We start from the raw sequence: 12,678 nt of genomic DNA on the forward strand, positions 1-12,678 counted from the left end.
CTCATCCTGCTTTTCCCTTAAAAGAGAGCAGGACGAGGCCAAATTAGCTTATTCCCAGAAATCACGGGCCGGGTCGAGCACCGGGCGGATAATGCCCGTGCGGACAGTAAAGTCACCAAAACCTTCCCCTGATTCACGCTCTTTTGCCCAGCGCCCCACTAGCTCATCCAGTGATGCGATAATTTCCGGCTCAGTGATGTTCTCTTTAAACATGCGCGGGATACGCGTTCCTATGCGGTTGCCGCCCAGGTGCAGGTTATAACGGCCCGGGGCTTTGCCCACCAGACCAACCTCCGCCAGCATGGCGCGACCACAGCCGTTGGGACAGCCCGTCACGCGGGTCACAATATGCTCATCCGCCACGCCGTGCTTCGCCATCACCTCTTCCACTTTATCGACGAAGGAGGGCAGGAAACGCTCCGCTTCGGCCATCGCTAACGGGCAGGTCGGGAAAGAGACGCAGGCCATTGAGTTTTCACGCTGCGGCGTGACGGCGTCCATCAGGCCGCTCTGCCGGGCGATTTTCTCAATGTCTGCCTTCTGGCTTTCCGGCACGCCCGCGATGATCAGATTCTGATTCGCGGTAATACGGAATTCGCCTTTATGGATCTTCGCGATCTCAAGCAGCCCCGTTTTTAGCGGCCGGCCGGGGTAATCCAGAATGCGTCCGTTTTCAATAAACAGCGTCAGATGCCATTTATTGTCGATCCCTTTCACCCAGCCAATGCGATCGCCTCGCCCGGTAAATTCATAAGCGCGGATCGGCTCAAACTTAATGCCCGCGCGGCGTTCCACTTCCGCTTTGAACGTCTCAACCCCGACGCGCTCAAGGGTATATTTGGTCTTGGCATTTTTACGATCGGTACGGTTACCCCAGTCACGCTGGGTGGTCACAACAGCTTCTGCAACGGCCAGCGTATGTTCAACCGGAATATAACCAAACTCACTCGCGGTACGGGCATAGGTTTTTTTATTACCGTGTTCAATGGAAAGCCCACCACCTACCAGCAGGTTAAAGCCCACCAGCTTGCCGTTTTCGGCGATCGCCACAAAGTTCATGTCGTTGGCGTGCAGATCGATATCGTTCTGCGGCGGGATCACCACGGTCGTCTTGAATTTACGCGGCAGATAGGTCTGACCGAGGATCGGCTCTTCGTCAGTAGTGGCGACTTTTTCCTGATCGAGCCAGATCTCTGCATAGGCGCGGGTGCGCGGCAAAAGATGCTCGGAGATCTTCTTCGCCCATTCGTAGGCTTCAGCGTGCAGCTCAGACTCGTACGGGTTAGAGGTGCAGAGCACGTTACGGTTCATGTCATTGGCGGTAGCCAGCGCGTCCAGCCCCACCGAGTGCAGCATCTGGTGCACCGGCTTGACGTTCTTCTTCAGAATGCCGTGGAACTGGAAAGTCTGACGGTTAGTCAGACGAATACTGCCGTAAATAGTGTTTTCTGCAGCAAACTTATCAATCGCCTGCCACTGATGGGTGGTGATCACCCCGCCCGGCAGGCGGCAGCGCAGCAGCATCGCGTGGCGCGGCTCCAGTTTCTGGGCCGCTCGCTCGGCGCGAATATCACGGTCGTCCTGCTGGTACATACCGTGAAAACGGATGAGCAGGAAGTTGTCGCCTTTGAAGCCGCCGGTCAGACCGTCATTCAAATCTTCCGCAATAGTACCGCGCAGATAATTACTCTCGATCTTCATGCGCTCGGCGTCTGCCAGCTTACCTTCGACCACTAAAGGTCCTGGATGTTTTTCGCTCATTAGTAGACATCTCGCTGATAACGGCGCTCAACGCGCAGCTCACTTAAATATTCGTCTGCTGCTTCAGCGTCCATCGCGCCAAATTCAGCAATCACGTCCAGTAAAGCCTGCTCAACGTCTTTCGCCATGCGATTGGCGTCGCCACAGACATAAATATGGGCACCGTCATTAATCCAGCGCCACAGTTCCGCGCCCTGCTGGCGCAGTTTGTCTTGTACGTATATTTTTTCTTTCTGGTCACGGGACCAGGCCAGATCGATACGGTTCAGCACGCCCTCTTTGACATAGCGCTGCCACTCGACCTGGTAGAGGAAATCTTCGGTGAAGTGCGGGTTGCCGAAGAACAACCAGTTTTTCCCCTCAGCCCCCTCTGCCGCACGTTGTTGCATAAAGGCGCGGAACGGCGCAATACCGGTGCCTGGCCCAATCATAATTACCGGGGTTTGTGGGTTGGCAGGCAGACGGAAGTTGTCGTTATGTTCGATGAACACCCGAACTTCGCCCTCTTCTTCCACGCGGTCAGCAAGGAAACTGGAGGCTCCACCCGCGCGAGCGCGGCCTTCCACGTCGTAGCGCACGACGCCCAGCGTCACATGCACTTCCGTTTCCACTTCCGCCTGGGATGAGGCAATAGAGTACAGACGCGGGGTGAGCGGACGCAGCAGGCCGGTCAGGGCCTCAGCATCAAGTTGCGCCGGGGAGAAGCGCACCATATCCACAATCGGCGTGGTAGCCGCATAATGTTGTAACTGAGCCTTATCGCCCACCAGCGGCAGCAGAGATTCACTGCGGGTCAGGGTAGCGTAGTTCTCTACGATATTGGCAGTGTTCACCGTCAGTTCGAAATGCCATTGCAACGCTTCCGCCAGCGGCAGCGTTTTGCCGTCGACCGTGACCTGCTCATCCCCTTTCAGCCAAAGCAGTTCTACAAGCTCTTTGACCAGCGCCGGATCGTTCTCGTACCACACGCCCAATGCATCACCTGGCTGGTAACGCAGGCCGGAATCGCCCAGATCGATTTCAAGGTGGCGAACATCTTTTTCTGAGTTACGCCCGGTAATTTTTTGATTAACAGAGAGCGTCGCCGTCAGCGGTTCTTCTTTTGTATATGGGCTGGTGAAGACCTCGTTTACCACACCGCTTGCTGTTACCGCAGCCTGGGCTGGGGTCTCTTCAGGCACACGCGCTTTCAATACCTCGACGATGCGGGCACGCCACTCTGCCGCGGCGGCCTGGTATTCAACGTCAGCATCAACGCGATCGAGCAGACGTTCAGCCCCGAGCTCAGCCAGCTTATTGTCAAAATCTTTGCCCACCTGGCAGAAGAATTCATAGGAGGTATCACCCAGACCAAAGACGGCAAAGGCCGCGCCATTCAGCTTCGGCGCTTTTTTCGAGAACAGGAACTTATGTAATGCGACAGCTTCTTCCGGTGCGTCGCCCTCACCCTGCGTCGAGGCCACCACCACCAGTAATTTTTCGTTGGCGATTTGTTTGAATTTATAGTCGCCCGCGCTTACCAGATTTACGTTGAGTTTTGCCGCGAGCAGATCATCGCGCAGCGCTTCTGCCACACGGCGCGCATTGCCTGTCTGAGAGGCTGAAATCACGGTAATAGTGGGTGTTTCAACAGCAGAGGCCGGTGCTGTCGCGCCAGCGCTGGCACCTGGCTGCTGGTTGAGTACGCCCCAGAAATAGCCAGAAACCCAGGCAAGCTGGGTGGGGGTGAGGTCGGTAGTGGCCGCCGTCAGGCGTGCCAGTTGCTCCGGGTTCAGCGGAAGCAAAGCGGAAGGTGGGACCTGAGTCGTCATGCGTCGTTATGTTCCAGTAAGCAAAGCTGTTTCCACGCCCTGTCAGCGCGATAAAAACAGAAGAGAAAGTAAGGTTAACGGCGGGGATAATAACAATTAAAGAAAGGTTGGAAATATCAAATAACCAAAAGAACTAACCTGTTTTAGTTATAGTTTTTAACAGTAAAACAGATTAAACAAGTGGTTGATATGTAAATAAAAGATCAAAGCAAACCACGGGTATAGCCGCTACAAACACTTTTAGCGGTTTTAGTTAATGCTAAAAAAGGTTATTCGGGCTACCATGCGGCGGTTTTTTTTCAGTCAGAGAGTAAATTATGTCTACCACCTTATTTAAAGATTTCATGTTTGAAGCCGCCCATCATTTGCCTCATGTCCCCGCCGGGCATAAGTGCGGTCGTCTTCATGGCCACTCGTTTATGGTGCGCCTGGAAATCACGGGCGAGGTGGATCCCCATACCGGCTGGATCATGGATTTTGCCGAGCTGAAAGCGGCCTTCAGGCCGACGTACGATCGCCTCGATCACTTTTACCTTAATGAGATTCCCGGCCTTGAAAATCCAACCAGCGAAGTGCTGGCAAAATGGATCTGGGATCAGGTTAAACCTGTCGTGCCGTTGCTGAGCGCCGTAACGATTAAAGAGACCTGTACGGCAGGTTGCATATATCGCGGAGAGTAGCCTTTCGGCTACGCCCTCCTCTTCTGCCTGGGCTGGGGCCCCCATACTTTTGTGAAGGTTCATCCCCGCTGGCGCGGGGAACACTTATCGAGCAACCAGCCATACTCGCCCCCCTGCGGTTTATCCCCGCTCGCGCGGGGAACACCCTAATCGCAACCTGTTGAATGATAAAAAGATTTATCAAGCGCAAAAATCTACCGATTTTTTGACACGTGTGAACAAAACTAACGTATTGATTATTATTGAAAATAAAAAACCATCCAGGCCCAAATCTTATTTCACCGACCATCGTACAAAAGCTAACAGAAGAGAAATAAAAAAGCGCCTTGCTATAACACAAGACGCTTTTTTAAGAGGTGTCGCACCAGACGCGAAAAATCAGGCGATATTGAGGTACTTGTGCGTCTGCATCGATAGCCGCCAGTTGCGAGCGATACAGGTTTCAATGCACAGACGTGTTGCATCCTCTTTCTGGCTGATAGGCTGCAAGGCAATCACCCGGTGTTTATCGTCTTTCAGTTGGGTCAGCAATTCATCCAGCGCCTCAATATCTCGCATACGCCCGACCGGGTGCTTAATTTCATCCGCGCGTTCCAGCGCCTGCTGGAGGATGTCATACCCGCCGCGCATATTCACTTTCGGCGACACGGTCACCCAGGTCGCATGCGAAGTACGTATCTCATGGGTGCCGCTGGTTTCAACCTGGCAGCTGAATCCGTGTTTTGTCAGAAGGTGGGTCAGGGGAATCAGATCATGAATGCAGGGTTCGCCGCCGGTAATCACCACATGGCGAGCCGTCCAGCCCTGACGCTCGATAATCGTCAGCAGGTCTTCGCTGGTTGCCGCGCCCCACTTATCGTTCTCTTTGGTTTTAGCCAGAATGCTGTAGAGGGAGATTTCCCGATCTTCAAGCTTATCCCAGGTGTGTTTGGTGTCGCACCAGGCGCAACCCACCGGGCATCCCTGTAAACGAATAAAAATGGCGGGGACGCCGGTAAAGTAACCCTCACCTTGCAGGGTCTGGAACATCTCATTAATCGGGTACTGCATAGTAAACTCTATTGATGGGGTGAATATAAATTATCGCAGATGTTGTGCATCAGGTCATGTGCGAGAGCTGCTTTCCTGCGCCCATAAAAAAACCCGCCGAAGCGGGTTTTATTTCTCAGGCAAGTCAGGCTTATGCCTGGCCTTTGATCTCTTTACGACCGTGGTACGGCGCTTGTTCACCCAGTGCTTCTTCGATACGAATCAGCTGGTTGTATTTAGCAACGCGGTCAGAACGGCTCATAGAACCAGTTTTGATCTGGCCTGCAGCGGTACCAACAGCAAGATCTGCGATGGTCGCGTCTTCAGTTTCGCCAGAACGGTGAGAGATAACAGCGGTGTAACCAGCATCTTTCGCCATTTTGATCGCAGCCAGAGTTTCGGTCAGAGAACCGATCTGGTTGAATTTGATCAGGATGGAGTTAACGATGCCTTTTTCGATACCTTCTTTCAGGATCTTGGTGTTGGTTACGAACAGATCGTCACCAACCAGCTGGATTTTGTCGCCCAGTACTTTGGTCTGGTAAGCGAAGCCAGCCCAGTCAGACTCGTCCAGGCCATCTTCGATGGAGACGATCGGGTACTGTTTGGTCAGATCTTCCAGGAAGTGAGTGAACTCTTCAGAGGTGAAGGCTTTGTTGCCTTCGCCAGCCAGAACATATTTACCATCTTTGTAGAATTCAGATGCTGCACAGTCCATCGCCAGTGTGATGTCAGTGCCAAGTTCGTAGCCAGCTGCTTTAACCGCTTCTGCGATTACAGCCAGTGCTTCAGCGTTGGAACCCAGGTTCGGCGCATAGCCACCTTCGTCACCCACTGCTGTGTTCATACCTTTGGATTTCAGAACTTTAGCCAGGTTATGGAACACTTCTGAACCCATACGTACGGCTTCTTTCAGGGATTTCGCGCCAACTGGCTGAATCATGAATTCCTGGATGTCGACGTTGTTGTCAGCGTGCTCACCACCGTTGATGATGTTCATCATCGGAACCGGCATAGAGTATTTGCCTGGCGTGCCGTTCAGTTCAGCGATGTGTGCGTACAGCGGCAGACCTTTGGACGCTGCAGCAGCTTTAGCCGCAGCCAGGGAAACGGCCAGAATGGCGTTTGCACCAAAGTTGGATTTGTTTTCAGTGCCATCGAGGTCGATCATGATCTTGTCGATGCCAGCCTGATCTTTTGCGTCTTTACCCAGGATAGCCTGAGCGATCGGACCATTGACCGCGCCAACAGCTTTCAGTACGCCTTTACCCAGGAAGCGAGATTTGTCGCCATCGCGCAGTTCCAGCGCTTCGCGGGAACCAGTAGAAGCACCTGACGGAGCGGCTGCCAGACCTACGAAACCACCTTCCAGGTGAACTTCAGCTTCAACAGTCGGGTTACCACGGGAGTCGATGATTTCACGACCGATGACTTTAACGATTTTGGACATTAGGATTTCCTCAGTACAAGTTAAACTAAAACTCCAGACAAACAATGCCCGCTCTTTCATTCTCCGCCCTACAACTGCGTTAGCCTGCTTGTTCACGCCGGTCACTTAGATTACTAAGCTCCCGGGGGTTCACTCACAGGCTGCCTTGTAGTAGAACGAATGCTAGTGGAGCGCCTTAAGAAGCATTGCCGTTCAAACTCTTACTTCGCCTGACGTTTCTGGAACTCACTGGCGGCTTTCACAAAACCAGCAAACAGTGGGTGCCCATCACGCGGCGTAGAAGTAAATTCCGGGTGGAACTGACAAGCGACAAACCACGGGTGGTTTGGCACTTCGATGATCTCGACCAACTGATCATCGCCGGAACGGCCTGCAACACGCAGACCCGCAGCTTCAATTTGTTTCAACAGCAGATTGTTGACTTCATAACGATGGCGATGACGTTCAACAATGGTAGGCGCGTCGTACAACCGACGGACCAGGCTGTCATCGCTGAGCTGGCATTGCTGCGCCCCAAGACGCATAGTGCCACCGAGATCGCTCTTCTCCGAACGTACTTCAATCTGGCCTTCTTCATCTCGCCATTCGGTAATGAGCGCCACAACCGGGTACTTACAGTCTGGCACAAATTCCGTTGAGTTGGCGTTATCCATGCCCGCAACGTGGCGAGCAAACTCGATGAGAGCCACCTGCATACCCAGGCAAATACCCAGATAAGGAATATTGTTTTCACGTGCATAGCGTGCGGTGGCGATCTTGCCCTCAACCCCACGGTAGCCGAAGCCGCCAGGGATCAGAATAGCATCCAGATCTTTCAGAATTTCTACACCACGGGTCTCAACATCCTGCGAATCAATCAGCTTGATGTTAACGGTCACGCGGTTTTTCAGGCCACCGTGTTTTAGTGCTTCAATTACGGACTTATAGGCGTCAGGCAGTTCAATGTACTTGCCGATCATACCAATAGTCACTTCCCCTGCCGGGTTCGCTTCTTCGTAAATCACCTGTTCCCATTCTGACAGGTTTGCTTCCGGACAGTTCAAGCTGAATCGTTTACAAATATAATCGTCCAGGCCCTGTGATTTCAACAGGCCCGGAATTTTATAAATGGAATCGACATCTTTCATTGAAATAACGGCTTTTTCAGGCACGTTACAGAACAATGCAATTTTCGCACGTTCATTGGCAGGCACCGCACGATCGGAGCGGCAAACCAGAATGTCTGGCTGAATACCGATAGAGAGCAGCTCTTTTACAGAGTGCTGAGTCGGTTTGGTTTTAACTTCACCCGCTGCGGCCATGTACGGCACCAGGGTCAGATGCATGAACAGCGCGTGCTCACGACCAATGTCGACCGCCAGCTGGCGAATGGCTTCAAGGAACGGCAGAGATTCGATATCACCGACGGTACCGCCAATCTCGACCAGCACGACGTCGTGACCTTCGCCACCCGCAATGATGCGCTCTTTAATGGCGTTAGTAATATGCGGAATGACCTGAACGGTCGCGCCAAGATAGTCGCCACGGCGCTCTTTGCGCAATACATCAGAATAGATACGACCTGTCGTGAAGTTGTTACGACGCGTCATCTTGGTACGGATAAAACGCTCATAGTGACCCAGGTCCAGATCGGTTTCAGCGCCGTCTTCAGTAACGAACACTTCCCCGTGTTGGATTGGGCTCATGGTACCTGGATCGACGTTGATATACGGATCCAGTTTCATCATGGTCACATTGAGGCCACGGGCTTCAAGAATGGCTGCGAGGGAGGCTGCGGCAATGCCTTTACCCAGAGAGGATACGACCCCGCCGGTCACAAAAATATAGTTCGTTGTCATGCTGAACCTGAGAAGTTAGGGTGAAACGATGGAATAACCAGGACGGGAAAGTAGTATACCCGAACACGACGAGCGCCACAAACTTTCATTCTCCGTCTCCTGTCTCAGCCAAAACTCGCAATGGGAGTGAGAAAATAGCCACTTTCGGCTAAATGTTTTTGACGCAAATCAAGCGCTTGTTATTTAAAAAATCACACAAATAGCGCTTGATCGCAGAAACTCGTTAGAGATCAGTTTCCTGGCGTTTTACTTCCTGCCAGACTTCTTCCATCGTTTCGAGATCAACCCCGGTCATTTCCAGACCACGTGCGGTCACGATTCTTTCCACTTCGCGGAAACGGCGCTCAAATTTCAGGTTGGCTTTTTGTAAGGCGACTTCGGCTTTTACCCCCAGGTGACGGGAAAGATTGACGGTTGCAAACAGTAAATCGCCCATCTCCTCTTCCAGTTTTTTCTCATCCACGACGGCCTGTTTTGCCTCATCCATCACTTCATCAATCTCTTCATAAACTTTATCCAGCACCGGCCCAAGCGTCGTCCAGTCAAAACCCACCGTAGAACAGCGTTTCTGGATTTTATGGGCACGCATTAACGCTGGCAGGCTATGAGGGATATCGTCCAGCGCTGAATGCTGAGATTTTTCGGCGCGTTCCGCTGATTTGATCGCTTCCCAGCGCGCCAGCACCTCGGTGCTGTTCCCGGCATGGGCGTTACCAAAAATATGCGGATGACGACGTTCCAGCTTGTCGCTTATCGCGGCACAGACATCATCAAAGTTAAACAGCGTCTTCTCCTGAGCCATCTGTGCATAGAACACGACCTGGAAGAGCAAATCACCCAGCTCACCACGCAGATCGTCAAAGTCTTCACGGGCGATAGCGTCCAGCACTTCGTAGGTCTCTTCGAGGGTGTAAGGCGCGATGGTGGCAAACGTCTGTTCTTTGTCCCACGGGCAGCCGTTTTCCGGGTCACGCAGACGCGCCATGATGCCGAGCAGGCGATCGATTTGGGTTTTATTGTTGGTAACAGTCATACAGCCTCTTCTCATTTCAACGTTCACTCATGATAACCTGTCAGCGGACAGCTTCCACCTCCATCCTATATTCGCCGAAGCAATAGCGCATTCAGGACTGCGAAAAGAATGGCGCCCAACTTGATCGTATCGTAATCAGCTATATCGTATGTTCTCAGTATCGCGTACCCATAACCGCGATAACACACCACGTCGTAGTACCCGATAATAATATGAATCGCACCGAAAAAATTTATTATTACAACAAATAAAAAACGAGATAGTCTATTTGAATAAACACAACTATGCAGACGATAGCACCCGATAAAAAAAACGATCCCAGCCAAATAATAAAGTACAACCGGAAGCCATGGTTTTGATAAGAAGATAACATCCTGCTCCATACTTAGTGCCTCAGGTCGTTTTCATTAAAAGCAGGCATCAATGATAAAACTGTCACTTCATCGCTACTGCTTGCAAGCATAAAGCCAAAGGCAATAACACCTGACTTCCGCTATAACCCCTCTTGTCCGATACACATTAATACGCATCGCAGAGGGGGCTGGGGTATTCTCAGAGACCACAAGATAGAAAGTTAAAACACCCTGCTGTTTAAACGTCATTCATAAATGACGTATTATCTCGATGAATGTTTTTTTCATCGCTTTTCTTACGAGCCGTAATGGACAATGAGTGCCAACGCTATTTATTAAAATTTAAATGTTTCAGAAATGAATATCGAGGATAGTTTAACGTTCAGAAGTGCAAAAGGGGACTACCGGATGGTAATTCAGAAATCAGCCCGCTATTAAGAAGAGGCCATTGAACAACGTTCAATGGCCTTACGCTTTTATCAACCACCATGCAGTCGACGGGCGTCAATCACATCCGGCACCTGGTTCAGTTTACTGAGCACGCGGCCCAGTACCTGCAGGTTGTAGATTTCGATATTCATATCGATGGTGGCGAGCTGCTGTCTGGTGTCACTGCGGCTGGCAACGCCCAGCACATTTACCTTCTCGTTGGCGAGAATGGTGGTGATATCACGAAGCAGGCCGCTACGATCATTGGCGGTGACACGTACCACCAGTGAGTAGCCCGCAGAGTAACTCTCCCCCCAGACAGCATCCACCAGACGCTCTGGCGCATGGGCTCGCAGTTCATGGAGTTGATCGCAATCGGCGCGATGGATAGAAATGCCTCTGCCCTGGGTGATAAAGCCCACAATTTCATCGCCCGGAATCGGCTGGCAGCAGCGCGCAATGTGGTGCATCAGATTACCGACACCCTCAACCACCACACGGCCATTATCTTTGCTGCGTGTTTGCGGGGCGTAGGTTTTCTGCTGCAACTGCTTCAACGCCGCCGCATCCTGTTCTGCCGCGCTCGGTTTATTGAACTGCGCCTGCAGGAAGTTGACCATCTGGTTGAGACGAATATCGCCGCCGCCAATGGCCGCCAGCAGCTCTTCCAGATCGTTAAAGTTGTAACGCGGGAGGAGCTGTTTTTCCGCCTCTTTCAGGCTGATACCAAGATGGGCCAGTTCATCATCAAGGATTTGGCGACCGGCAAGAATGTTTTTATCCCTGTCCTGTTTACGGAACCAGTTATGGATTTTCGAGCGCCCACGGCTGGTAGTCACGTAGCCAAGGTTAGGGTTCAGCCAGTCACGACTTGGGTTAGGCTGTTTCTGGGTAATGATTTCAATCTGATCGCCCATCTGCAGCTGGTAGGTAAAGGGAACAATACGCCCACCAATTTTGGCACCGATACAGCGGTGCCCGACATCGCTATGGATATGATAAGCAAAGTCCAGCGGTGTGGAGCCTGCGGGCAGGTCAACCACATCCCCTTTCGGCGTAAACACATAGACCCGGTCGTCAAACACCTGGCTGCGCACTTCGTCGAGCATTTCGCCGGAGTCCGCCATCTCTTCCTGCCAGGCTATCAGCTTACGCAGCCAGGCAATACGATCTTCGTGGCTGGAGCGTGGTCCCGGTGTTGCCGTCCCTTCTTTGTACTTCCAGTGCGCGGCAACGCCAAGCTCGGCGTCCTCGTGCATCTGTTTGGTACGAATCTGAATCTCTACAGTTTTGCCGCCCGGCCCCAGCACCACGGTATGGATCGACTGGTAACCATTCGGTTTTGGGTTCGCCACATAATCATCGAACTCATCCGGCAAATGGCGGAAGTGGGTGTGCACAATACCCAATGCCGCATAGCAGTCCTGCAGACGCTCGGCCACGATACGTACGGCGCGGACGTCAAACAGCTCGTCAAAAGCGAGATGCTTCTTCTGCATTTTGCGCCAGATGCTGTAGATGTGCTTTGGACGACCATAAACCTCTGCCTTAACGCCTTCGTTTTTAATTTCAGAGCGTAAGTGACCCACGAATTCGTCGATGTAATGCTCGCGGTCGATGCGGCGTTCATGCAGCAGTTTGGCGATGCGCTTGTATTCCGCAGGGTGCAGGTAGCGGAAGCAGTAATCTTCCAGCTCCCATTTGAGCTGGCCAATCCCGAGACGGTTCGCCAATGGCGCGTAGATATTCGTACACTCTTTTGCAGCCAGCACGCGCTCGTCTTCTGGCGCATCTTTGACTTCGCGTAGATGGGCAACGCGCTCTGCAAGTTTAATCACCACACAACGGAAATCGTCCACCATCGCCAGCAGCATTCGGCGCACGTTATCGACCTGTTCAGAGGAGACTGAGTCGTTATGGGTGGCTTTAAGTTGACGGATGGCTGCCATATCCCGCACGCCGTGGATGAGCTCCACGATGGCACTGCCTACACTTTCCCGCAGTACATCTTCACTGACAACATCAGCATCTGCCAGCGGGAAAAGCATTGCCGCCCGCAGGGTGTCGATGTCCATACTGAGCATGGAGAGAATTTCCACCATTTCGACGCCACGCCACAGTAGCAACTCGGCATCGGGGTGTCCCTGTGTTTGTCGAAGACAATATTCCCAGGTTTCGGTTAAGCGTTCACACGACGGCTGACTGGAGATGCCCAGACTGGCGATCCATTTTTTAGGATCGAATTCACCCGCTTTATTCAAATGCGCACTTCTTACCGCAACCATTGTCCTCTC

Annotated in this window: 8 protein-coding genes; 1 reads left to right on the plus strand and 7 read right to left on the minus strand. The window is 52.2% G+C overall.

Annotated elements, in window-relative coordinates:
* Nucleotides 1-48: 48 nt before the first annotated feature.
* Entirely contained in the window at nt 49-1,761 is a 1,713-nt protein-coding gene (gene cysI / locus M1D91_RS18485; RefSeq protein WP_437432569.1) for an assimilatory sulfite reductase (NADPH) hemoprotein subunit, read from the minus strand.
* Nucleotides 1,761-3,572 carry an NADPH-dependent assimilatory sulfite reductase flavoprotein subunit gene (gene cysJ, locus M1D91_RS18490; RefSeq protein WP_437432568.1) on the minus strand — a complete coding sequence of 604 codons (1,812 nt, stop codon included), beginning with the start codon at nt 3,570-3,572 and terminating at the stop codon, nt 1,761-1,763. The genes cysI and cysJ overlap by 1 nt, the downstream gene beginning before the upstream one ends.
* A 317-nt stretch (nt 3,573-3,889) precedes the next feature.
* Here cysJ and queD point away from each other — a divergent pair, with 317 nt between their 5' ends.
* Entirely contained in the window at nt 3,890-4,252 is a 363-nt protein-coding gene (gene queD / locus M1D91_RS18495) for a 6-carboxytetrahydropterin synthase QueD (protein ID WP_437432567.1), read from the plus strand.
* Between the two features lie 378 nt (nt 4,253-4,630).
* Here the strand turns inward: queD and queE are convergent, their stop codons facing one another.
* From queE to relA, 5 genes are all read right to left on the minus strand, one after another.
* Nucleotides 4,631-5,302, minus strand: a complete 672-nt coding sequence (queE, locus tag M1D91_RS18500) for a 7-carboxy-7-deazaguanine synthase QueE (protein ID WP_437432566.1) — start codon at nt 5,300-5,302, stop codon at nt 4,631-4,633.
* Nucleotides 5,303-5,432: 130 nt separating this feature from the next.
* Nucleotides 5,433-6,731 (minus strand): phosphopyruvate hydratase, encoded by a 1,299-nt coding sequence (gene eno / locus M1D91_RS18505; protein WP_437432565.1) that lies wholly within the window; start codon nt 6,729-6,731, stop codon nt 5,433-5,435.
* A 200-nt stretch (nt 6,732-6,931) separates the two neighbouring features.
* On the minus strand, nt 6,932-8,569 hold the full coding sequence (pyrG, locus tag M1D91_RS18510) for a glutamine hydrolyzing CTP synthase (protein ID WP_437432564.1): 1,638 nt from the start codon (nt 8,567-8,569) through the stop codon (nt 6,932-6,934).
* 223 nt (nt 8,570-8,792) lie between these two features.
* A complete protein-coding gene (gene mazG / locus M1D91_RS18515) occupies nt 8,793-9,602 on the minus strand; it encodes a nucleoside triphosphate pyrophosphohydrolase (protein ID WP_437432563.1) in 810 nt (269 codons plus the stop codon).
* An 832-nt stretch (nt 9,603-10,434) separates the two neighbouring features.
* Nucleotides 10,435-12,669, minus strand: a complete 2,235-nt coding sequence (relA, locus tag M1D91_RS18520) for a GTP diphosphokinase (protein ID WP_437432562.1) — start codon at nt 12,667-12,669, stop codon at nt 10,435-10,437.
* Nucleotides 12,670-12,678: the final 9 nt, after the last annotated feature.

It is taken from the genome of Enterobacter sp. SA197 (genome assembly GCF_054131575.1).

What these genes read in the sequence shown, in the direction of transcription:
- cysI (WP_437432569.1), bottom strand. Translation starts at nt 1,761, where the DNA reads ATGAGCGAAAAACATCCAGGACCTTTAGTGGTCGAAGGTAAGCTGGCA.
- cysJ (WP_437432568.1), bottom strand. Translation starts at nt 3,572, where the DNA reads ATGACGACTCAGGTCCCACCTTCCGCTTTGCTTCCGCTGAACCCGGAG.
- queD (WP_437432567.1), top strand. Translation starts at nt 3,890, where the DNA reads ATGTCTACCACCTTATTTAAAGATTTCATGTTTGAAGCCGCCCATCAT.
- queE (WP_437432566.1), bottom strand. Translation starts at nt 5,302, where the DNA reads ATGCAGTACCCGATTAATGAGATGTTCCAGACCCTGCAAGGTGAGGGT.
- eno (WP_437432565.1), bottom strand. Translation starts at nt 6,731, where the DNA reads ATGTCCAAAATCGTTAAAGTCATCGGTCGTGAAATCATCGACTCCCGT.
- pyrG (WP_437432564.1), bottom strand. Translation starts at nt 8,569, where the DNA reads ATGACAACGAACTATATTTTTGTGACCGGCGGGGTCGTATCCTCTCTG.
- mazG (WP_437432563.1), bottom strand. Translation starts at nt 9,602, where the DNA reads ATGACTGTTACCAACAATAAAACCCAAATCGATCGCCTGCTCGGCATC.
- relA (WP_437432562.1), bottom strand. Translation starts at nt 12,669, where the DNA reads ATGGTTGCGGTAAGAAGTGCGCATTTGAATAAAGCGGGTGAATTCGAT.